The organism is Pseudomonas sp. TE24901, assembly GCF_054058375.1.
The window spans coordinates 271,807-294,633 of sequence record NZ_JBSSAF010000007.1; the positions used below are offsets into that span (position 1 = coordinate 271,807).

Here is a 22,827-nt window from a genome sequence, read left to right on the forward strand (position 1 = left end):
TGATCTCGATTGCAGAGTAGCGCGAAGCTATCACCTCCACCAGAGGCGCTTTAATGGCAGTCAGGGAATGTTCAGGCGGCAGGCGAGATGTCGAGGATCTGGATACTGTTCTGGTCTTTGAGGATCTTGACCGTCGGCTCGGGCTTGCGGCCTTCCAGGTCATTGAGGTCAAGCTCGGCCGCAACGGGCACCAGCTTGTTGCGAATCATGTGCGCAGCGTCTTCGAGGCTGGGCTTTTGTTCGCAGGTGAACTGCTCCACAGCCTTTACGCCGTGGTCATCAACGAAGGTAATTTGCCACGTTTGCATCGGTGCCTCCTCGATAAAGCCCGCGTGTGGGCTCACATCTATCTGGACCTTGGGGGTTCGCCAAACGTTCCACCCAAGGCCGGAGGCACCGGACCGGTAGCGCTTACTTCTCGGCGCGTTCCTTGAGGGCTTTCAAGGTGTTGAACGGCGCGTCCACCACGAACTTGTTGGCCAGCCACGACGGCACGCTGCCGCCTGGCTCGGTGTGCACCTGGTAAGTGACTTCAGTCTGGTTGTCGCCTTTGGGTACCAGCTTCCAGTAGCCGTCCACCTGGGCCACACGCACGTAGCCTTTGACTTCAGGCTGGTAGGTCGGCACCTCCAGCAGCTTGCGAGTCACGGTGCCATCAGCCGCTTTGCTGGTGGTGATCTCCAGGATGGAATCGCGGTCGGTCACCGGGAACGGTGCCTTGAACTGGGTGTAGGTCCAGCTCTTGTCACCTTCGGTCTTCAGCAGTTTCTGCGATTTGCACTCGTGGATCCAGGTGCAAGCGCCGACGGCGTCTTCCTGCAGGGCAACGATTTTTGCCACGGGTGCCTTGATCACGGTCACACCGCGATAGGCCTTGTACTTGGAGCCGGCAATTTCGCTCAGGGACACCTTGATACCGTCTTCGTCCTTGGCGACTTGCCAATCCTCAGCCTGGGCAGTGGCAGCAAACAACACCGTAACACCGCACAACACAGCCATTCGTTTCAGCGAACCCATTGTTGTATTCCTTATTGTTGAAGTTCCGATAGTAAAGCCCATCAAGCCGCCGTCATCTGCTCCCACCAGCCGATCAACCGGATGGCATCGGCCTGGTCGGTGCCACACACCTCAGGATCTGCCTTGAAATCACTGCACACCGCAGGGCGCTCCGGCTGGCCGAACAACAGGCATAGCTGTTCGACCGACAAGTGCAGGCAACGCTCCCCCGCAGGTTTGCCCTGGGGCATTCCCGGCAGCGGTGAACTGATGGAGGGGGCGATGCAGCAAGCGCCACAGCCTTCACGGCATTTCATGACCAGCAGGTCCTCGACGACTCAATGTGGATGGCCGGGCTAGAGTACGCCCTTAAACAGCCGTTTTAAAATGGTCTAACAGGGGTTTTTCGCACAAAACAAACGTGACTGACCAGTCTGCGACAGATGGTCGAGGGTCGGGGTCACCTTCAGGGGAACAGTTTACTGCTTGAATTCGAAATCCAGCGCGGCGCCTTCCACCTCACGCCGTTCTTCGTTACGCAGTTGCAGCTTCATCTCGTTGCTGAGCAGACGGCCGTTGATCTGGAACGCGCTGTTGTCGGACGGCTTCTCGCCGAACATGGGCGGCAACAACGGCACACTCTTGGGCTTGGGCATGGTGCCAATCGGCTGCAAGTGCCTGACCATGTCCGAAGGCAGCGAAAGGTCCAACTGTGCGGGTGGCAGTTGGGTCTGGGCCACTTCATGGGCCGATTTGGACTTGCTGGCGATCGGCGCACGCTTTTTGACCGTCGCCGCCTTCTTCTTGACTGCCGGGGCTTTTTTCGCAGGGGCCGGTTTTTTCGCGGGGGTCTTCTGCTGGCTAGTGGCGGCGGGCTTGCTGTCCGTCACGGGGGTTGCCGCCAGCACCGTGCCGACGTTGCACAGGCTTAGCAGGCCAATCACCACAGCAGCGCGGAAAATAGAAGTCATATCGCCAACAGCATTAACGGCAGAGGGCCATATGCTCGCTTGTTGTGCGCGGCATGACAAGCGTGCTGATCAGCCAGCGAGCGGTACTGTCCCCAATGCACGCCTCAAAAACCCGCTGCAGTTTCCTGGCACAACTGGCTGGCAAGCATGCCCAGTGTCATCAGCGCGCGCTCTGCCTCACGGTTCCACGGGGTGCCGCAGTTGAGGCGGATACAGTGGTTGAACTGTTCCGTATTACTGAATATCACCCCCGGCGCAATGCTGATGCCCTGCTGCAGGGCGCGCACGTGCAATTCCTGGGTATTGACCCGCCCCGGCAAACTGACCCACAAGATAAAGCCCCCCGTCGGACGGGTCATTTGCGTGCCTTCCGGGAAATACTGCTGCACCGCCAGCTGAAACGCGCTGAGGTTCTTGCGGTATTCCTGGCGGATGTAGCGCAGGTGCCGGTCATAGCCACCGTTTTCCAGGTACGCCGCAACGCCCATCTGGGTCACGCTGCACGCCGAATGGGTACTGAACATCTGCAAACGCTGGATTTCCTGCTGGTACTTGCCGGCGATCATCCAGCCGATGCGCACACCGGGTGACAAGGTCTTGGAAAAGCTTGAACAGTAGATCACCCGATCCAGGCGGTCGTAGGCTTTGAGCGCCTTGGTGCGGCCCAGCTCGAACATCAGCTCGCCGTAGATATCGTCCTCGACGATCTGGATATCAAAGTCCGACGCCAGGCGCAGCAGTTGCTTCTGGCGCTCCTCGGGCATGGTCGCGCCCAGCGGGTTGCTCAAGCGCGTGGTCAGCACCAGGGCCTTGATCGACCATTGGTTGGCAGCCAATTGCAGGGCTTCCAGACTCATGCCGGTGGCCGGGTCGCTGGGGATCTCGATGACTTTAAGGCCCAACAGGTCGGCCAGTTGCAGCAAACCGTAATAGGTCGGTGACTCGGCGGCGATCAGGTCGCCAGGGCGTGTGAGCACACGCAGCGACATCTGCAACGCATCGACACAGCCGTGGGTGATCACCACTTCGGAAGGGTCCACCACCACGCCGGCGTCGCGCATGCGAATCGCGACCTGGCGGCGCAGCGGCTCGAAGCCAGGGCTGAACATGTAGCTGAATGCCCGTGGGCTCTGGAAGCGCGTGACCTTGGCCAACTGCTGATGCAGTGCCCGCACGGGCAGGTAGTCGACACTCGGCACAGCCGCGCCCAGCGGGAACACCCCTTCGCGACGCGACTCGACCAATACCTGCTGGATGATGCTGCTGCGGGTGACCAACCCCGGGCGCTCGACCCGTGCGATGTCCGGCGTAGGGGCCGTCAGCGCGGGGGTCTGGTGCACGTAGTAGCCCGATTGCGGCCGCGCCCGGATCAGCCCCTGGTCTTCCAGGTTGGCGTAGGCCTGCAATACCGTCGCATGGCTCACATTGAGCTGGGAGCTCATCTTGCGCACCGAAGGCACGCGCTCCCCCGGTTGATAGACACCGCGCCGGATATCCTCAGCCAGTTGCTGGGCAATACGTTGGTAAAGCAACAGATTGGTCATGACGCAGCACTCGATTTCACGGGTATTTTATTTTTGTGTGAAACATACCGGCACAGTTTAGAAGTGTACGGGGACAGTTGCCACAATAGTCGAGCGCGGGCGGGAGTGACAGTAAAAACTGTAAGGGTGGTTGAACAGAATCGCAGGCATAAAAAAACCGATCAATGATCGGTTCACAGAGAGCTGTAGGAGCTGGCTTGCCAGCGATGGCATCACCGCTGTTTACCTGACACACCGAGGTGCCTGAATCGCCGGCAAGCCGGCTCCTACAAGAGACTTTAGCGGGCGGCGCCGAGTTGGCCTTTTTCGTCGGAGAAGACGATCTCGACCCGACGGTTCTGCGCCCTGCCCCGCTCGGAAGCGTTGGCCTCCACCGGGTACTGGTCGCCGTACCCCTGGACTTCGATACGCTGCTCATCGATGCCCAGGTCCATCAACACATCGGCCACCGATTGCGCACGGTCGCGGGACAGTTTCAGGTTTTCCTGCTCGCCACCGGTGTTGTCGGTGTAGCCCTCGATGCGCACTGTGCGCTTGGGGTTCAGTTGCAGGAACTGCACGATTTTCAGCACGGTGCGGTTGGCGGAGTTTTCCAGCTCGGCTTCACCGGTGTCGAACAGCACATCCCCCAGGGTCATCACCAGGCCGCGGTCGGTCTGGGTAGTGGTCAGGCTGGCGATTTGCTGCTCAAGCCACTTGCCCTGCTGCTGCACACTGGCCAGCTTGTTTTCACGCAGGGCCAATTGCAGGCGCTGGCGCTCCAGTTCGAGCTTGACGCCGCGCTCGGCGTTGAGCGCCTGCTCAGTGTGTTCACGGGCGATGGCACTGTAGCGCTGGCTCAGGTAGGCGTAGTGCACCACGTCGGCGCCGCTGCCCCAGTAGCTGGACAAACGGTCGGCGCGGGCGAGGGACTCGCCGGCCCGGATGATGTCCTTGGGCGCAAAGCGCAGCACATTGGCGTCTTCCTTGACCTTTTGGAAGTCATTGCTGGCCAGTTGCAACGCCTGTTCGCTGTTGGGCTGGTTGGCACAACCGCCCAATACCGCGCTGCCCAGCAGCAACACACAGCTCAAACCACGGATCAACGGGCTCATTGGGCTTCTCCCAACTGCAATTGCTTGCGCAGGCGGGTGATGCGCGTGTTGAGCACATTCAGTTGTTCCTGGCTCTTGCGGGTCAGCACCTGGGCTTCGGCCAGGCGTGCGTCCAGCTCGGCCTGTTCGGCACGCATGCGCGCGTGTTTGTAGGACTGATCGGCCATGTCGGCCTTGGCCCGGGCGAATTTGTCTTCAGCCAGTTTCAGTTCAGGCGATTCATCAGTACTGGCGCCCACCGCACTGGCTTGTTCCAAGGCCTGCTGGGTGAGGCGAATTTGTTCATTCGGTGCCGGATCGGTTGCACATCCCGCCAGAGCGACAACGGCGAGGGCCGCGAAAAGAGGTCGAAGAGTCACTGAAAATCCTTACTTTGCTGGGGTGCCGACGGGTTGCTGCAATTGCGCTTTCCAACGCTCCAGATTGCGCTGCAACGCCGCTTGCGCCACACCGGAAGCGGGCAATTCTGTCATCTTTTTCGCCAACTGTCCGCGCAGCCACGGATCATTGCAGGCCGAGTTGTGGGAAATCGCCAGGTACAGTCCCGGCTGGTCGATGGGCACTTCGCGGGCGACCAGGTCATTGCTCATGCCCAGGGTCTGGGCCATCGCCATGCCGGAATAACGCCCAGCGAGCACGTAGTCCACCTCACCGAGCAGCAGCTTCTGAAACGCCGGGGTCAGGTTGGGCAAACGCTGCAAGCTGAGTTGCTGGCCCGCAAACGTCTCGAAGTCGGCACTCAAGCGCGCCCGCTCCGACACTGCGCCCTTGTGGCCATGCAGGTCAGCGGCCGAGGCATACACCAGCGGCGAATCCTTGCGGGTCCACACCAGGTAATCGATCTGCACCAGCGCCGGGTGGATGTAGTCGAGGGTTTCCAGCTCGCCCAGGTTCAGGGGCGCATCGGCCAGGATGTCCATGCGCCCGCTGCGCACTTCATCCAGTGCCAGGGAGCGCTTGCCGCCGTAGAGCAGGTCGATTTTCAGGCCGAGGTCGTTGCCCACCTGTTGCAACACGTCGGCGGTGGCGCCGATCAGGTGCGTCGGATCTTGCGGGTCACGCCACAGCAGCGGTGGCGCGTCCGGGCTGCCGGTGATCACCAGGCGCTCGCATTTGCCGGCGGCCAGCGCCAGGCCCGGCAGCAACGCAAGCCCCAACAATACACTCCAACGACGCAATTCCATGACCCCTCCTCCCAATGACAAACGCATCCCTTGTAGGAGCCGGCTTGCCGGCGATGGCGTCCGTACGATCAATACAGATTTGACAGCCCCATCGCCGGCAAGCCGGCTCCTACAGGGCAAAAAAAAGCCCGGTCATAAGACCGGGCTCTTTATAAGTGAAGCGGCTGGATTAGACCAGCTTCTCCAACTCAGGTACGGCTTCGAACAAGTCCGCCACCAGGCCGTAATCGGCCACCTGGAAGATCGGTGCTTCTTCGTCCTTGTTGATCGCAACGATCACTTTGGAGTCTTTCATACCGGCCAAGTGCTGGATCGCGCCGGAGATACCGACGGCGATGTACAGCTGTGGCGCAACGATCTTGCCGGTCTGGCCGACCTGCATGTCGTTGGGTACGAAACCTGCGTCGACGGCCGCGCGGGAAGCGCCGACCGCGGCGCCCAGCTTGTCAGCCAGGGCGTACAGGTGTTTGAAGTTGTCACCATTCTGCATGCCACGGCCGCCGGAGACGACGATCTTGGCAGCGGTCAGCTCAGGACGGTCCGACTTGGCCAGCTCTTCGCCAACAAAGCTGGAAGTGCCAGCGTCGTGGGCAGCGGCAACGGCTTCAACGGCAGCCGAACCCCCTTCTGCAGCAACCGGGTCGAAACCGGTGGCACGCACCGTGATCACTTTGATTGCAGCGGTCGATTGCACGGTGGCAATGGCGTTACCGGCGTAGATCGGGCGCTTGAAGGTATCAGCGCTTTCAACCGAGATGATCTCGGAGATCTGGTCAACGTCCAGCTGCGCGGCAACGCGTGGCAGGATGTTTTTGCCGTTGGAGGTAGCGGCAGCCAGGATGTGGCTGTAGCCAGCGCCCAGCTCTGCAACCAGCGGGGCAACGTTTTCCGGCAGCTGATGCGCGTAGGCCGCATTGTCAGCGTTCAGGACTTTGCTCACGCCTGCGATTTTCGCGGCGGCTTCAGCCACGGCGCCAGCGCCCTGGCCTGCTACCAGCACGTGAATGTCGCCACCGATTTTAGCGGCAGCGGCCACGGTGTTCAGGGTGGCCGGAGCCAGCGCCTTGTTATCGTGTTCTGCGATTACCAAGATAGTCATGGTTAGATTACCTTCGCTTCGTTTTTCAGTTTCTCGACCAGTTCTGCAACCGACTTGACCTTGATGCCCGCGCTGCGAGCAGCCGGTGCTTCAACCTTGACGGTCTTGTTGGTGGAGGCGGTGGAAACGCCCAAAGCGTCTGGAGTAACCGACTCAAGCGGCTTCTTCTTGGCTTTCATGATGTTTGGCAGGGACGCGTAGCGCGGCTCGTTCAAACGCAGGTCGGTGGTGACGATGGCCGGCAGCTTCAACGAAACGGTTTGTGCGCCGCCGTCGATTTCACGGGTCACTGCGACGCTGTCGCCGTTCACTTCAACTTTGGAAGCGAAGGTGCCTTGGCCGTAACCGGTCAGGGCAGCCAGCATCTGGCCAGTCTGGTTGTTGTCGCTGTCGATGGCCTGTTTGCCGAGGATCACCAGTTGAGGCTGTTCCTTGTCGACAACGGCTTTGAGCAGCTTAGCAACGGCCAGGGAGGTCAGGTCTTCAGCGGACTCGACCAGGATAGCGCGGTCAGCGCCCAGTGCCAGCGCGGTGCGCAGCTGCTCTTGAGCAGTGGTAGGGCCGATGGAAACCACGACGATTTCAGTCGCCACGCCTTTCTCTTTCAGGCGTACAGCTTCTTCCACAGCGATTTCGCAGAAAGGGTTCATCGACATCTTGACGTTAGCAAGGTCGACGCCGGAATTGTCCGCCTTGACGCGAACTTTCACGTTGTAATCGACAACGCGTTTGACAGCTACAAGAACCTTCATGGATTCCTCGTTACTCTCCGGTGAAAAGAAAGTCGCCTAGGCGAACCTGGCGGTTGATGCTCATCGGCACACAAGGGCACCTCCAAAAACGTCGGCGGATGACCTTGCTCACGGGAAGTGATGACCGTTCGTCAGTAGTGACTGAGAGGTCATTCTTTATCGCAGCGTGTAAACTGCGCGCCATTGCTTGGACGCGCGCCACCTTTCTTGCTTTTGGACGTGCTCTTGAAACCTGCAGTCTGCCTACGGTTAGCGCAAAACCGACCGTATATTGACCGGAACACCTATTCTGGTCAATACGGCAAAATAGCCAGTCATAAGCCGCGCTACTTGGATTTACCTAGCCTGCGGGCAATTCAAACAAACGTTTGTATTGGACGCTGACAGTGGTGTAGATATAATGCGCCACCTAGAGAGAAAGGTGGGTCTTGCCGTTGCTGCAAGACGACACCGAACCTCCACCCATTAGAAAAAAAAGCCTGTTGAGCCTTGAGTAGGAGATAGCCTGTGGAACGCGAATACATGGAATTCGACGTGGTCATCGTCGGCGCTGGCCCGGCAGGCCTGTCTGCCGCCTGCCGACTGAAGCAGAAGGCCGCCGAAGCCGGTAAGGAAATCAGCGTCTGCGTGGTCGAGAAAGGCTCCGAAGTCGGCGCACACATCCTGTCCGGTGCCGTGTTCGAGCCACGCGCCCTGAACGAACTGTTCCCGGACTGGAAAGAACTCGGCGCCCCGCTGAACACCCCCGTGGTGCGCGATGACATCTATGTACTGCGCAGCGCCGAAGCCTCCACCAAGGTCCCTGACTTCTTTGTGCCCAAGACCATGCACAACGAAGGCAACTACATCATCTCCCTGGGCAACCTGTGCCGCTGGCTGGCCCAACAGGCCGAGAACCTTGGCGTGGAAGTCTACCCAGGCTTCGCCGCCCAGGAAGCACTGTTCGACGAAAACGGCGTGGTACGCGGGATCATCACCGGTGACCTCGGCGTCGACCGTGAAGGCAACCCGAAAGAAGGCGTCTACACCCCGGGCATGGAACTGCGTGGCAAGTACACGCTGTTCGCCGAAGGTTGCCGTGGCCACATCGGCAAGCAACTGATCCAGCGCTTCAACCTGGACAGCGACGCCGACGCCCAGCACTACGGCATCGGCCTCAAGGAAATCTGGGAAGTCGACCCGGCCAAGCACCAGCCAGGCCTGGTGGTGCACACCGCCGGTTGGCCGCTGGACATCATGAGCGCCGAGAACACCGGTGGCTCGTTCCTCTATCACCTGGAAAACAACCAGGTGGTCGTCGGCCTGATCGTCGACCTGTCCTACAGCAACACCTTCCTCTCGCCGTTCGATGAGTTCCAGCGCCTCAAGCATCACCCGGTGCTGGCCCAGTACCTCGAAGGCGGCAAGCGCATCAGCTACGGCGCCCGTGCCATCTGCAAAGGCGGCCTGAACTCGTTGCCGAAGATGGTCTTCAAGGGCGGCGCGCTGATCGGTTGCGACCTCGGCACCCTGAACTTCGCCAAGATCAAGGGCAGCCACACCGCGATGAAGTCCGGCATGCTCGCCGCCGACGCCGTGGCCGACCGCCTGTTTGCCGAATCCGAAGGCGGTGATGAACTGACCGCTTACGTCGACAGCTTCAAGAACAGCTGGCTCTACGAAGAACTGTTCGCCAGCCGTAACTTCGGCCCGGCGATGCACAAGTTCGGCCCGATCCTCGGCGCCGGTTTCAACTGGTTCGACCAGAACATCCTGGGCGGCAAGATGCCGTTCACCCTGCACGACACCAAGCCGGACTACGCCTGCCTCAAGCTGGCCAAGGACAGCAAGAAGATCGACTACCCCAAACCCGACGGCAAGTTGAGCTTCGACAAGCTGAGCTCGGTGTTCCTCTCCAGCACCAACCATGAAGAAGAGCAGCCGTGCCACTTGAAGCTCAAGGACCCGAGCATCCCGCTCGGCACCAACCTGCCGCTCTACGACGAACCAGCGCAGCGCTACTGCCCGGCCGGCGTGTATGAGGTGATCACCAAGGAAGACGGCGAGAAGCGCTTCCAGATCAACGCCCAGAACTGCGTGCACTGCAAGACCTGTGACATCAAGGATCCTTCGCAGAACATCACGTGGGTTACGCCGGAAGGCGCGGGCGGGCCGACTTACCCGAATATGTAAGCCAAAAGTAGGCTCCCAAATGGGAGCCTTTTTTATAGCTGACTCGACGCGGTCAATTGTGGGAGCTGGCTTGCCTACGATAGCGGGGGGTCAGCTACACATAAGACACTGACAGACCGCTATCGCAGGCAAGCCAGCTCCCACATTGACCGAGTTGAATCAATAAGATTTAGGCAGCGCGCTCTTCCCCCGGGCTGCGCTCGAAGTAGCGCTTGTACTCGCGGCTGAACTGCGACGTGCTCTGATACCCCACGCGGTGCGCCGCCTGCGCCACGCCCATGCCCTCCACCAGCAGCAATTGCTGGGCCTTGAGCAGCCGCAAACGCTTGAGGTACTGCACCGGCGACAACATCGTGCAGCGCTTGAAATGCTCGTGAAAGGTCGACGCACTCATGTGCGCATAACCGGCCAGGGTTTCGATGTTCAGCGGCTCGTCATAGTGAGCGTGCAAGTGGCTCAACGACGTGGCAATCCGCGAAAACTGCCCCTGCTGTTCCACCAAGGCGCGCAGCACATCCGCCTGTGGCCCGCGCAATGCGGTGAACAATAATTCGCGTACCCGCGCCGGGCCCATGATCCGGCTTTCCAGCGGATCGTGCAGGCACTGCAGCAGTCGCTCGACACAACCGCGCATCGCATCATCGAGCACCACCGAGCTCATCGACTCCAGGGTTTGTGCGGTCGGCGGCGGCCCGGCCTGGATCCCCATGGCCATCACCAACTCGCCCAGCACCACGCGGTCGATGCCCACCGTCACGCCGAACAGCGGCGCATCCGGCGCCATGGCAAAGGTCTCGCACTCGAACGGCACCGGCATCGCCTGGATCAGGTAATGCCCGGCGCCGTACTCCAGCGTACGCGGGCCCAGGTACGCAACTTTGCTGCCCTGGGCCACGAACATCAGGCTCGGCTCATAGATCTGCGGCCCGCGCGCCACGTCGCAACTGGCGCGCAGTACCTGCACGCCGGGCAGGTTCGTCGGGGAGAAACCGTCGCAGGGCGTAAGCCCCTCGATCAAGGCAACCAAGGTGGCGTTGGCATCGAGATGGCGGGTCAACAACATGGCAAAAAACTTCGCGAAAAAGGGATGAGAACATCATCGCAGGTCTGAAGGCCCATGGATCCAAACACCCGGCACTCCCGGACGAATAGGCATGAGGTTCGGAGCAATCGCCATGGCCGCCCACGGACCCGGCGCGGAGAATGCGCCGCCTCACCTGTGATTGCTTTTGCGAGGTTGCCTCCATGTACACCGCTATCGGTTATGCCGCCCAGTCGCCCACCACGCCCCTGGCCCCCATGTCGTTCGAGCGCCGCAGCCCGCGCGCCGATGACGTAGCCATCGAGATCCTCTACTGCGGCGTGTGCCACTCCGACATCCACCAGGCACGCAACGAATGGGGTATCGCCGTGTACCCGCTGATGCCCGGCCACGAAATTGTCGGCAAAGTCACCGCCGTCGGCGCCAGCGTCACCGCGCACAAAGTCGGTGACCTGGTCGGCGTCGGCTGCATGGTCGACTCGTGCCGTCACTGCGACGCCTGCCACGCGGACCTTGAGCAATACTGCCTCGAAGGCCCGACCATGACCTACGCCACCCCGGACCGCGTAGACGGCAGCAACACCATGGGCGGCTACTCCGACAGCATCGTGGTCAGCGAGCACTTTGTGGTGAAGATCCCGGCCAAACTCGACCTGGCCAGCGCCGCGCCGATCCTCTGCGCCGGCATCACCACCTACTCGCCGCTCAAGCACTACGGCGTGAAGGCCGGCGACAAAGTCGGCGTGTTGGGCATGGGCGGTTTGGGCCACATGGGCATCAAGTTCGCCAAGGCGATGGGCGCCGAAGTCACCCTATTCACCCGCTCGGCCAGCAAGGCGGAAGAAGGTCGCCGCCAGGGTGCCGACCACGTGATCGTGTCCACCGACGACGCACAGATGCAGGCCGCCGCCGGGCAGTTCGACTTCCTGCTGGACACCATCCCGGTGCAGCACGATCTGAACCCCTACCTCGACACCCTGCGCTTTGACGGCGTGCATATCCTGGTCGGCCTGATCGAACCGGTCGACCCACCGGTCAACGCCGCCAAGCTGGTATTGGGCCGTAAAGTGCTGGCCGGCTCGCTGATCGGCGGCATTGCCGAAACCCAGGAAGTCCTGGATTTCTGCGCCGAGCACAACATCACCTGCGACATCGAAATGCTCGACATCCGCCAGATCAACGAGGCTTACGCCCGCATGATCGCCGGCGACGTGAAGTACCGCTTTGTCATCGACATGGCGACCTTGAAGGCCTGATCAGGCCTTCGCGCCCAACTCCGCTGACAGCCGCGCTGCGACCTGTTTGATCACAGGGATCAGCTCGGCCATTTTCTCCAGCGGCATGTAGGGCACGGTACTGGCGATGCTGATGCCGGCGACGATTCGCCGGCTGGCATCGCGCACCGGTGCCGCCACGCAACGGATCGACGGTTCGTTGTCTTCCAGATCGAACGCAAAGCCCCCCACCACGTACTCGTGCATGCGCTGCTCGAACTGCGCCCAGGACTGTTCCGGGTGCTGCGGCCACGGCTGGTGTTTGCCGGCAACCGGCTGGCTCACTTCGTACAGGCGCTGCCATTCCTGCACCGTGTCATCCAACAGCAACGCCTTGCCAATACCGGTACGCGCCAACGGCATGCGATGGCCGACCCGCGAGCGCATTTCCGGGCCGTTGCGCCCCGGGTTCTTGTGCAGGTACAGCACGTCGTCGTATTCACGGATGGCCAGGTGGATGGTGTCGCCGGTCAATGCCGACAGCTCATCCAGATAAGGAATGGCCAAGGTCACCAGCGGCAACTCTTCACGCGCCTGGAAACCCAGTTCAATGAGCTTGGGGCCCAGCAGGTAACCGACTTGCGGCACCACGCGCAGGTAACGCTCTTCCACCAGGCAACTGGCCAGGCGATGGGTGGTGCTGCGCGTGGTGCCGATGCGCCTGGCGATCTCTTTCAGATCCCGCGCACCGGCCGCCACCGCCTGCACCACGCCCAGGCCACGCAACAGGGTCTGGGTGCCGGTGGGGGCGGCGTCTTTGACGGGGGACTGAGGGTTTTCCTGCATATCGGGCCTATGTGGGAAGTACGAAAACGGCGCCATTATGGCAAAAGCTGAACGTCAATACAGTGGAGATCCAAATGTGGGAGCGGGCTTGCTCGCGAATGCGGTGTGTCAGAAATAGATGGGCTGGCTGACACAAAGCATTCGCGAGCAAGCCCGCTCCCACATTGGATTTTCAGTGTTGTTTAGATCGGGGTTCTCAGCGCTGCTTCATGCGGTCAATGATCACCGCCAGCAACAGGATCGAACCCCGGATCACGTACTGGTAGAAAGTGTCGATGTTCTTCAGGTTCATCGCATTCTCGATGATCGCCAGAATCAGTACCCCGGCAATCACATGGCGGATCATGCCGATGCCCCCGCTCAGCGACACCCCGCCCAGCACGCAAGCCGAAATCACCGTCAACTCAAACCCCTGGCCAATCATCGGCTGGCCCGAGGTCATGCGTGAGGCAAGGATCACCCCGGCCAACGCGCCAATCAAACCGTGCACGGCAAAGATGATGATCTTGGTGCGATCAACGTTCACCCCCGCCAGCAATGCCGCTTCCTGGTTGCCGCCGATGGCCATGGTGTTGCGCCCGTAGGTGGTGTAGTTGAGCAGCCAGCCAAAGAACACAAAGCACAGCACGGTGATGATGATCGGCACCGGCACGCCCATCAACTGGCCGTTGCCGAACACGAAGAAGCCTTCGTCCATCACGCCGACGGCCTTGCCGTTGGAGAAGATATAGGCCAGGCCGCGCACGATCTGCATGGTCGCCAGCGTGGCGATCAATGCATTGATGCGCAGCTTGGCGATCACGATGCCGTTGATCAGCCCCACCACCAGGCCCATGGCCAACGCCGCCGATACGCCGAGCACCACGCTGTCGGTGTCGCGGATCACGATCCCCGCCACCACCCCGGCACAGGCGATCACCGAGCCCACCGACAAGTCGAAATGCCCCGACGCCAGGCAGAACAGCATGGTGCACGCCGCAATGCCCACGGTGGAAATTGCCAGGCCCAGGCCGCGCATGTTCAGCGGCGAAAGGAAGTTGTCGATGAACAGCGCGCTGAGCACAAAGATGGTCAACGCCGCCAGCAGCATCACCCAGTCGTCGAGGAACTTGCGCTGGTTGAAACCCGGCCAGAAGCCCTTTGCAGTTTTTACCTGTGACATACCTACACCCTCGAATTCTTCAAGCCCGCGAACGCGGGAGAGCCAGTTGCAACAGGCGTGCTTCGTCCGCCTGTTCGCGGGTCAATTCACCGGTCAACGCCCCTTCGCTCATCACCAGAATACGGTCGGAGATGCCCATCACTTCCATCAGGTCGCTGGACACCACGATCACCGCAATGCCGCTGGCCGCCAGGTTATGGATGATCTGGTAGATCTCCGACTTGGCACCGATGTCGATACCGCGAGTCGGTTCGTCGAGCAGCAGCACCTTCATCGGCATCGACAGCCAGCGACCGAGAATGGCCTTCTGCTGGTTGCCCCCTGAGAGGTACATGATTTTCTGCTGCGGGTTCGGCGTCTTGACCTTCATCGCCTTGATCTGCTGCTCGGCGTTGCCCTTCTCCCAGCCTTCGCGCAGCAACCAGCCAAACGCCGAATGGGCGCCGCGCGCACTGATATTGATGTTCTCCGCCACGCTGGACAGCGGAATAATGCCTTCCTTCTTGCGGTCCTCCGGGCACAGCAACACGCCGGCGGCAATCGCATCGCGGGGTGAGTGCAACTGCAGCGTTTGCCCACATAGCTCCAGGCTGCCAGCACTGCTGCGGGTCAAGCCACTGAGCAGCCGAAACAGCTCCGTGCGCCCTGCCCCGACCAATCCGAACAGGCCAAGAATCTCGCCCTTGTGTACCCTCAGGCTTACCGGTTCACGCAGGCCCGGCCCCAGCAAACCCTCGACCTTGAGCGCCACATCGCCCGTCTCGCGGGGCCGGTAGTCGTAGATATCCTGGATATCGCGGCCGACCATACAGGTCACCAACTGGTCATGGCTCAGCGTGCTCATGTCATCAAACGTGCGCACGTATCGCCCATCCTTGAACACGGTGACCGCATTGCAGATGCGGAACACTTCCTCCATGCGGTGCGACACGTACAGCACCACTTTGCCCTCATCCCGCAGGCGCGTGATGATCGCCATCAAGCGGTCGATCTCCCGCGCCGACAGGCTGCTGGTGGGTTCATCGAAGGCAATCACATGGGCGCCACGGGACAGCGCCTTGGCGATTTCCACCAACTGGCGCTGGCCCAGGGACAACCGCCCGAGCTTTTCCTCCGGGTCGATTTCATCGGCCAGCCCCTTGAGACAGGCCAACGCTTGCTTGCGCAACTGGCTGCGATTGACCACGCCGAAGCGCGTCGGCAAATGCCCCAGGAACAGGTTTTCGGCGACGGTCATCTCCGGCACCAGGTGCAGCTCCTGATGGATCACCGCCACGCCGCTGGCAATACTGTCGGCAGCGTTCTTGAAGGCCATGGTCTGTTCGCCGATCTGCACCGTGCCACTGCTGGGCAGGTAGGCGCCGCCGAGGATCTTCAGCAAGGTCGACTTGCCCGCGCCGTTCTCGCCCATCAGCGCGTGCACCTCATGGGGCCGCGCTTTAAAGCTGATCTGCGCCAGGGCTTTCACACCGGGAAATTCCTTGCCGATGCTATTGAAGCGCAAGGCCGCGCCGGTCATTTCCACAGACCGATCTTGCTCAACTCTTCCTTGAAGTTGGCACGGGTGATCAGGGTCACGTTATCCAAGGCGGTGAACTTGGCAGGCTCGGTGCCCTTGGTCACCCACTCGAACATCGCGCTGGCGGTCTTGTAGCCCGACGCGTCAGGGCTCAGCAGCATCGAGCCGTAGAAACCGGTGTCGGATTTCTTCAGTTCCTCGATGGCGTCGGTGCCGTTGATACCCACGCCGATCACGTTGGCTGCCTTGAAGCCGGCGCTTTCGGTGGCACGCACGCCACCCAACACCGTGCTGTCGTTCATGCCGCCGATGATCAGGTTTTTCGCAGTGCCCGGCAGTTTCACCAAGGCCGAATTGGTCGAGTCCATGCTGCCCGGCACGTCGAGGGTTTTCTGTGCGCTGAACAGGATATGGTCGGCCGGCAAGCCTGCGGCCTTGAGGCCTTCTACCGAACCGTCGGTGCGTTTCTTGCCGGTTTCCAGTTCGTCAAAGGTGTTAATGACGGCATAGGTTTCCTTCCAGTCCCAGTTGCGATGCTTGGCTTCGGCGGCCATGGCTTCGCCTTGTTTCTGGCCGATCTTGTAGGCGTCCAGGCCGACGTAAGGCACGTCTTCCATAGGCTTGCCCTTGGCGTCGACAAAACGGTCGTCCACCGCCAGCACTTTCAGGTTATTGAGCTTGGCCTTGGCCATGATCGCCGGGCCGAGGGAGACGTCCGGCGGGCAGATCACAAAGCCCTTGGCGCCGTTGGCGGCCAAGGTATCGATGGCCGACAGGGTTTTCTCGCCGTCCGGCACGGCGATCTTGATCACGGTGAAGCCCTGGTCCTTGCCGGCTTTCTCGGCGAACGCCCACTCGGTCTGGAACCATGGCTCCTCGGCCTGCTTGACCAGAAAGCCGATCTTCACTTCTTCGGCCGATGCGAAACCGCTGAACGCCACTGCCAGCGCCACGGCGCCTAGTGTTTTCTTGAACATGAACCACCTCTTGTTGTTATTGAAGAGCTGCGAGTTCTAGTCGTGGTACATCACTGACCGCCCGCCATCGATCATCAGGCAGGTGGCATTGATAAAGGGCGCCTCGTCGGTGGCGAGGAACAGCGCGGTCATCGCCACCTCGATCGGCTGGCCGATGCGCTTGGGCGGGTGCAGGTCGAACGCACGCTGGCGCTCGGCATGGGGGTCGGGAAAACCATTCCAGTAGTCGACGTTGAGCTGGGTCTCGATGTAGCCCGGGGCGATGGCGTTGACGCGAATGCCCTTGGGGGCGTATTCGATGCCCAGGGCGCGGGTCAGCCCCAGCAAGCCGTGCTTGGCGACGGGGTACGGAAAGCAGCCGGGGATGATGTGGCTGGAATGGGTGGAGGCGATATTGATGATGTTGCCGATGCCCTGCTCGATCATGTGCGGCAGCACCGTGCGACAACCGAACCAGGCACCGTCGAGGTCGATGGCGAAGCAGCGGCGCCAGTCTTCGTCAGTCATTTCCAGGGGGTCGCGGAACACGTTGACCCCGGCGCAATTGACCAGCACGTCCACGCGGCCGAAGCGCTCGATGGCCACATTGACCAGTGCCTGCCATTGCGCCTTGGAGGTGATGTCGACGGGCTGCGCGACAATCTCGGCACCGCGTTCGCGCCAGTGGGCGGCGACTTTTTCGACCTTGTCGCCCTGGATATCGGCGATCACCAGGCGTGCCTGCTGGGCCTGGAAGCAGGCGACGATCGCCTCGCCAATGCCTTGGGCGGCGCCGGTGATGATCACTACTTTGTTCTTCAGCCGCTCGCCATAAGTGGGCTCGGGCACGGCGGGTAATGACAACGGTTGGGCCTGCATCGCTTCACCTGTTTTATTTTTGGTAGTGAGTGCTGATGCAGCCGACTATAAACCCATCTTTTGAAATATCTCAATATATAAATTTGCATCCCATATATTGAGCTTAACGCAAAAAAATGTGGGAGCGGGCTTGCTCGCGAAGGCGGTGTTTCAGCTACACACTTGTTAACTGATACACCGCATTCGCGAGCAAGCCCGCTCCCACAGGGGATTTACATTGTTCTCAGGGAGGTAGCTTCAGCCCTGGGCAAAATCGCGCAGCGCGTCGCCTTCCATGCGGTAGCGCACCCACTCTTCCTGTGGCTGGGCGCCGATGGATTTGTAGAAGGCAATCGCCGGTTCATTCCAGTCCAGCACGCTCCACTCGAAGCGTCCGCAGCCGTTGTCACAGGCAATCTTCGCCAGGTGGCGCAGCAGCTTCTTGCCGGCGCCGCCGCCGCGTTGCTCGGGGTTGATGTAGAGGTCTTCCAGGTACAGGCAGTTGCTGCCCAGCCAGGTGGAATAGCTGAAAAAGAACACTGCAAAACCGATCGGCAAACCGTCCCGCGAGCAGATCAGACCGTGGGCGGTGGCGCCCTCGCTGAACAGGCTGCGCTCGATATCCGCCACACTGGCGATCACTTCATGCCGGGCCTTTTCGTACTCGGCAAGCTCGGTGATGAAGGTCAGGATCTGCGCAGCATCGCTGGGCACGGCAGGGCGAATCTCGATGGTCATGGGCGAGCCTTGGGCAATTTCAAAGCTCACATACTAAGGCGCTTTGATGACCGATTGCAGCGCAATTTATGCGCGCAGCGCCAAGGCACCGACCAGCCCTGCCGGCAACCCCACCTCGACGGTGCGACAGCCCCGCGCGGCCCGTGGCGACCACTCACCCAACCCTTGCCCCACGCACTTGAGCCGTGCCTCGCGCTCACACCAGGCACGCGTGAACAGGCGAGCGCGCTGGGCCTGGCTCGCGGCGCACAAGCGCGCCAGCACGTGCGGGCCCAGGTAGTCGCTGGTCACGCTTTGCCAGTCCGGGGTGTCCTGCACCGCCATCACGTCGATGCCGACCGGGCCATGCAAGTGCACCGCCGCCACCGAAAAATCGCCGTCGTGGCTGATGGAAAGCCCGGCGTCTTCATGCCCGGGCACACGAATCTGCGGGGCCTGGCCCGGTGACGAGTGAAAGCGGATGCGGTTCTGGGGCACATCGAGTGCCTGCAACAACGCCTCACTCAGTGCCTGGCGCACCCGCGCCCGGGCGGCTTCGCGGGTCATGCCGGGCATGTGTCGCAAGCCGATCAACAACACACCGTCTTGCCAGCGCGGCCGTGTCTGCGGCCACATGAATACGTGCATCGCTACTCACCCCGCGCCGGCGCCGCCGGGCACCCCACCCAACTGCTGGAGGCCGGAATGCATTCGCCTTTCATCACCAGCGTCAGCGGCCCGAGCCGTGCACCGTCACCCACTTCGGCGCTGTACAGCACCGCGCTGCGTGGCCCCATGTAGACCCGCTCACCGATCAGCACCTGGTCGATTTTCATCACACGGTCTTCAAACAGGTGCGTCTGCGGGCAGGCGCCGGCGTTCAGTTCGCTGTAATCGCCAAGGGTGACGCAGTCAAATTCGGTGATGTCGGTGGTGTCCATGTACACGCCTCGCCCAATGCGGCAGCCCAGGCCGCGAAAGGCCAGCGGCAGCCACGGCGTACCGCGCAGGTAACTCATGAAATTGGGCGCGGCCATGCCTTCGTAGAGGCTGGTGATGCCTTCGGACAACCACACAAACGGCGTCCACATGGCGGCTGAGCGTTTGCGATAGCGCCCCATCACCAGCCATTTCAGCGCCGCCACCAGCAGGTAGTTGCCCAGGCTGTAGGCCAGGCCGATCAGCGCCAGGTAGCCCAGCACGGCCCCCCAACGCTCGTCTTCAGCCACGGGCATCAAGTCGATCATCACGGTGTAGCCCACGGCGATCACGGTGGCGTGGGGCAGCACGATGCGCAGCCCTTCGATCGCGCCACGGGCCAGGCGGCGCCACAGAGACGGACGGAACGTGAGGTGGTCGGCATACCCACTGACTTGCTCACGCGCCGGCAGGTTGATCGGCGGCGAGCCCAGCCAGGTGTCGCCGTTGGCGATCTGCGCATTGGCTGGTGCGCGGGAATGCACGCCGATCAGCACGTTCTCGGGCAAGGTGGTGCCGTCGGGGATGTAGCTGCCATTGCCGACAAAACTGCGGTGCGACACCACCGTCGGCTGAATGCGCATCCAGCCGCCATCCACCTGTTCGTCGCCGAGCATGACCGCGTCGGCGATGAAGGTTTCGTCGCCCAGGGTAAGCATGTCAGGGATCACGCCCTGGGCCGTGGAGATCTCCGCGTCGCGGCCCACTCGCGCGCCCAGCAGGCGATACCACAATGGCGCGTACACCGTGGCATACAGGCCCGACAGCACATTGAGGCTGGCTTCCTGAATGTGGCTCACCAACCATTTGCTGCAATACACCCGGCTGTGCACCGGGTAGTGGCCGGCCTTCAAGCGAGGCAACACGGCCCAGCGCAAGCCGGCCGAGACCAGCATCATCACTACGATCAGCACCGCAGCCGCAGGCAGCGCCAGGGCAAAGTAGCGCAACAATTGCAGGCTCACGTGCTGCTCCTGCAACAGCGGCAGAATGTGTTGCTCATCGAACCAGTCGATCAGGAAAAACGTCGGGAACACCGGGATGAAAAACAGCGTGGCGACCAGCAGGATACCGAACACGTAGAACAGGTTTTCCAGCGCCAGTTGCCCGCGACCGACCACAGGCCGAGGTGGCAAGCTGGCAGGGTCGAACGCGCCGATATCGGTCGCCGGCGAACCGCTCCAGATGCGCCCGGCCGGTACACGGCGGCCGTCGGCCAATGCCGATTGCCCTTGCAGGTGGCCACTGTGGCCGACGGCGGTGTTGCCTTCCAGAATGCTGTACGAACCCAGGCAGGCGTTGTCGTCGATCAACACCTGGCCCAGGTGCAATTGGCCGCGCTCGATCCGGGCGTTTTCCAGGCTGACGCCGTTTCCGATGCTGACCTCATTACCGATGTGCAGCAGGTCTGGCACCCGCACGCCCAGCGAGCCGATGTTGGCCTCGCGCCCGACCTTGGCCCCCAGTGCACGCAGCCACAGGCCATACAGCGAAGAGCCGCTTAGCAGGTAGACCGGCGCCGACTCAACCATGCGCGATGCGGCCCACCAGCGAAAATAGGTCAGGCCCCACAACGGATAGACACCCGGTTTCAAGCGCCCGGCGATCAGCCATTTACCGGCGATGGCCAGCACGAACTGCAACAGCGTCGCCAGCAGGAACACGCCGATGGACGCCACCGTGGCCGTGGCCACCGAATCGCCGGGGCTGCCGGTGAGGTAGTGATAGGTAAAAAACGGCGCCAGCCACTGGCTCATGCGCAGGCACACCATGGCCGGCATCACCGCCGCCTGGGCCAGCCCGCAACGCCAGCGCGCCAGGGCCGAAGGCGGCGTCCAGGCGGCCTCCTGCACGGCAGGCTGTGGCGTGGTTTGCAGCACCTCGGCAATCGCACCGACGCGCCGTTGCTGATAGATATCGCGCACGGTGATGTGGGCAAAACGCTCGTCGGCACGCAAGGCCGAAGCCAGCCGCGCGGCAAAGAATGAGTGGCCGCCGAGGTCGCAAAAGAAGTCCGCGTCGCGACGGATCGGTTGGCCGGGGAAGAGTTTTTCCAAGGCGGCAAACAGGACGGTTTCGCCGGGATTTTCCGGGGTGTCCGACTCCAGGTTCGCGCCGCTGGTGTCTACGCCCAACGGCCGTGCCTTGAGGGCCTTGCGGTCGATTTTGCCGGAGGTCAGCCGGGGCATGCTGTCGAGCAATTCAAAACGACCCGGTACCATGTACGCCGGCAAGCGCGCCTGCAATGCCTTGCGCAACTGCGCGGGCAAGCCCTCGACCGCCACGCCGCCTTCCGGCACCAGGTAGGCAATCAACTGATCCATACCGCCGTCATTGCGCAGTAATACCGCGACGGTGCCGACGCCCGGCTGCTGGGCCAGCAAGGCCTCGATTTCGCCCAGTTCGACGCGAAAGCCACGGATCTTCACTTGGTCATCGGCGCGGCCCAGGCACATCACCTGGCCGTCGGCCTCGATACGCGCCAGGTCGCCGGTACGGTATAGGCGCTCATCGTAATAACCGGTGGACCACGGGTTGCTGATGAATTTTTCGCGGGTCAGGTCCGGCCGCCCCAGGTAGCCGTCGGCCAGGCCCGGGCCAATGATGCACAGCTCGCCGGTCTGCCCACGGCCCAACAAGGTCGGGGTAGCGCCCGGGGCCAGGTCGGCGTCGATCACCAGCAAACCGTAGTTGGGCAATGGCGTGCCGATGGTCACCGGGGTACCGGGCACCAAACGCGCCAGGCTGGCGGACACCGTGGCCTCGGTAGGCCCGTAGGTGTTGAAGATCTGCCGGCCGGGGCGGCTCCAGCGCTCCACCAGCGACTCGGGGCACATCTCGCCACCGAGGTTGATCAGGCGCAGGCTCGGCACCTCTTCACTGAACAGCGCCAGCAACGTAGGCACCGCGTGCAGCACGCTGATGCGCTGCTGGTTAAGCATGCGCGGCAAGGCTTCGGGGTCACCGGTGATGTCTTTGGGGCCGATCCACAAGGTGGCGCCCACCAGGTAGGCGATCCAGATTTCTTCAAACGACATGTCGAAGGCCACCGAGAAGCCCTGGTACACCCGGTCGCTGGCCTGGATGCCGAGAATCGCGTTCTCGCTGCGCAGGAAGTGGCAGATACTGCCCTGGGAAATCAGGATACCCTTGGGTTTGCCGGTGGAACCGGAGGTGTAGATGACGTAGGCCGGGTCTTCCGGCTTGGCGTTTGTGCGACGCAGCAACGGCGCATCGGTGGGCGCGAGCAACGCTTCGGCGGTCCAGGCGACCAGCCCGACACTGCGCAGCGCCGCAGCGTTGCTTTCGCAGCTCAACACGCCAACCGCCTGGGCATCGTCCATGCAGATCTGTAGGCGCTCCAGCGGTGTGTCCTGGTCCAGCGGCAACCACGCGGCCCCGGTCTTGGCGATGCCGGCCTGCATGACCAGCAGCTCCAGCCCGCGCGGCATCCACAGGCCGACGATTTGGCCCGGCGCCACACCCGCCTCAATCAACCGTGACGCCACGACACTGGCCTGGCGGTCCAGCTCGCCATAGCTGAGCCGGCGTTCGCCATCGATCAGCGCCACCTGATGGGGGTCGCGCCGCACCGTGGCCTCGAGCAGGTCGGCCAGCACTTCGTGACGCAACAATTCAGGCTGGAGGGGACCGTACAACACCTCTGTCGGTCGGGTGATAACGGGGTCTTTCAGCAAGGTCACAGTAGTCATGGCGGCAGTG

General features: G+C 61.8%; 21 protein-coding genes. 2 read left to right on the plus strand and 19 right to left on the minus strand.

The window, feature by feature from the left end; translation table 11 throughout:
* Positions 1-71 precede the first annotated feature (71 nt).
* The 10 genes from ACVWVP_RS16440 to ACVWVP_RS16485 all read right to left on the minus strand — a co-directional run bounded on the left by ACVWVP_RS16440 (position 72) and on the right by ACVWVP_RS16485 (position 7,640).
* Complete coding sequence (locus ACVWVP_RS16440; RefSeq protein WP_176997890.1) at positions 72-308, minus strand: hypothetical protein; 237 nt, start codon at positions 306-308, stop codon at positions 72-74.
* A gap of 103 nt (positions 309-411) precedes the next feature.
* Positions 412-1,017: an START domain-containing protein gene (locus ACVWVP_RS16445; protein WP_178924635.1), complete on the minus strand. Its 606-nt coding sequence runs from the start codon at positions 1,015-1,017 to the stop codon at positions 412-414.
* A gap of 41 nt (positions 1,018-1,058) precedes the next feature.
* Positions 1,059-1,313 (minus strand): YkgJ family cysteine cluster protein, encoded by a 255-nt coding sequence (locus ACVWVP_RS16450; protein ID WP_176997892.1) that lies wholly within the window; start codon positions 1,311-1,313, stop codon positions 1,059-1,061.
* 162 nt (positions 1,314-1,475) lie between these two features.
* A complete protein-coding gene (locus ACVWVP_RS16455; protein ID WP_178924633.1) occupies positions 1,476-1,967 on the minus strand; it encodes a translation initiation factor 2 in 492 nt (163 codons plus the stop codon).
* 104 nt (positions 1,968-2,071) lie between these two features.
* A complete protein-coding gene (locus tag ACVWVP_RS16460) occupies positions 2,072-3,511 on the minus strand; it encodes an aminotransferase-like domain-containing protein (protein WP_017138335.1) in 1,440 nt (479 codons plus the stop codon).
* A 278-nt stretch (positions 3,512-3,789) separates the two neighbouring features.
* The gene (locus ACVWVP_RS16465) at positions 3,790-4,605 is read right to left on the minus strand and encodes an OmpA family protein (protein ID WP_178924631.1); all 816 of its coding nucleotides are present in this window, start codon (positions 4,603-4,605) and stop codon (positions 3,790-3,792) included.
* The gene (locus ACVWVP_RS16470; protein ID WP_178924629.1) at positions 4,602-4,964 is read right to left on the minus strand and encodes a DUF4398 domain-containing protein; all 363 of its coding nucleotides are present in this window, start codon (positions 4,962-4,964) and stop codon (positions 4,602-4,604) included. Before ACVWVP_RS16470 ends, ACVWVP_RS16465 begins: the two co-directional genes overlap by 4 nt.
* A gap of 9 nt (positions 4,965-4,973) precedes the next feature.
* Positions 4,974-5,789, minus strand: coding sequence for a substrate-binding periplasmic protein (locus ACVWVP_RS16475; RefSeq protein ID WP_457407176.1), 816 nt, complete (start codon positions 5,787-5,789; stop codon positions 4,974-4,976).
* Positions 5,790-5,958: 169 nt separating this feature from the next.
* A complete protein-coding gene (locus tag ACVWVP_RS16480; RefSeq protein WP_178924625.1) occupies positions 5,959-6,888 on the minus strand; it encodes an electron transfer flavoprotein subunit alpha/FixB family protein in 930 nt (309 codons plus the stop codon).
* A 2-nt stretch (positions 6,889-6,890) separates the two neighbouring features.
* Positions 6,891-7,640, minus strand: a complete 750-nt coding sequence (locus ACVWVP_RS16485) for an electron transfer flavoprotein subunit beta/FixA family protein (RefSeq protein ID WP_178924623.1) — start codon at positions 7,638-7,640, stop codon at positions 6,891-6,893.
* Positions 7,641-8,147: 507 nt separating this feature from the next.
* On the opposite strand from ACVWVP_RS16485, the gene ACVWVP_RS16490 reads away from it, so the two are divergent.
* Positions 8,148-9,812, plus strand: coding sequence for an electron transfer flavoprotein-ubiquinone oxidoreductase (locus ACVWVP_RS16490; RefSeq protein ID WP_457407179.1), 1,665 nt, complete (start codon positions 8,148-8,150; stop codon positions 9,810-9,812).
* Positions 9,813-9,981: 169 nt separating this feature from the next.
* Here ACVWVP_RS16490 and ACVWVP_RS16495 read toward each other — a convergent pair whose 3' ends face one another.
* A complete protein-coding gene (locus ACVWVP_RS16495; RefSeq protein ID WP_176997900.1) occupies positions 9,982-10,875 on the minus strand; it encodes an AraC family transcriptional regulator in 894 nt (297 codons plus the stop codon).
* A gap of 182 nt (positions 10,876-11,057) precedes the next feature.
* Between ACVWVP_RS16495 and ACVWVP_RS16500 the strand changes: the two genes are divergently transcribed.
* Positions 11,058-12,110 (plus strand): NAD(P)-dependent alcohol dehydrogenase, encoded by a 1,053-nt coding sequence (locus ACVWVP_RS16500; RefSeq protein ID WP_178924619.1) that lies wholly within the window; start codon positions 11,058-11,060, stop codon positions 12,108-12,110.
* Here the strand turns inward: ACVWVP_RS16500 and ACVWVP_RS16505 are convergent, their stop codons facing one another.
* From ACVWVP_RS16505 to ACVWVP_RS16540, 8 genes are all read right to left on the minus strand, one after another.
* Positions 12,111-12,914, minus strand: a complete 804-nt coding sequence (locus ACVWVP_RS16505) for an IclR family transcriptional regulator (protein ID WP_457407183.1) — start codon at positions 12,912-12,914, stop codon at positions 12,111-12,113. It abuts the gene before it with no gap.
* 196 nt (positions 12,915-13,110) lie between these two features.
* The gene (gene araH, locus ACVWVP_RS16510) at positions 13,111-14,076 is read right to left on the minus strand and encodes an L-arabinose ABC transporter permease AraH (RefSeq protein WP_176997903.1); all 966 of its coding nucleotides are present in this window, start codon (positions 14,074-14,076) and stop codon (positions 13,111-13,113) included.
* A 19-nt stretch (positions 14,077-14,095) separates the two neighbouring features.
* The gene (araG, locus tag ACVWVP_RS16515; protein ID WP_457407280.1) at positions 14,096-15,595 is read right to left on the minus strand and encodes an L-arabinose ABC transporter ATP-binding protein AraG; all 1,500 of its coding nucleotides are present in this window, start codon (positions 15,593-15,595) and stop codon (positions 14,096-14,098) included.
* Complete coding sequence (locus ACVWVP_RS16520; protein WP_176997904.1) at positions 15,592-16,572, minus strand: substrate-binding domain-containing protein; 981 nt, start codon at positions 16,570-16,572, stop codon at positions 15,592-15,594. The genes araG and ACVWVP_RS16520 overlap by 4 nt, the downstream gene beginning before the upstream one ends.
* 36 nt (positions 16,573-16,608) lie before the next feature.
* Positions 16,609-17,430 (minus strand): SDR family oxidoreductase, encoded by an 822-nt coding sequence (locus tag ACVWVP_RS16525; RefSeq protein ID WP_259173063.1) that lies wholly within the window; start codon positions 17,428-17,430, stop codon positions 16,609-16,611.
* A gap of 237 nt (positions 17,431-17,667) precedes the next feature.
* A complete protein-coding gene (locus ACVWVP_RS16530; RefSeq protein ID WP_119742815.1) occupies positions 17,668-18,147 on the minus strand; it encodes a GNAT family N-acetyltransferase in 480 nt (159 codons plus the stop codon).
* Between the two features lie 66 nt (positions 18,148-18,213).
* A complete protein-coding gene (locus ACVWVP_RS16535) occupies positions 18,214-18,774 on the minus strand; it encodes a 4'-phosphopantetheinyl transferase family protein (RefSeq protein ID WP_457407187.1) in 561 nt (186 codons plus the stop codon).
* Between the two features lie 2 nt (positions 18,775-18,776).
* On the minus strand, positions 18,777-22,817 hold the full coding sequence (locus tag ACVWVP_RS16540; protein ID WP_457407189.1) for a Pls/PosA family non-ribosomal peptide synthetase: 4,041 nt from the start codon (positions 22,815-22,817) through the stop codon (positions 18,777-18,779).
* Positions 22,818-22,827: the final 10 nt, after the last annotated feature.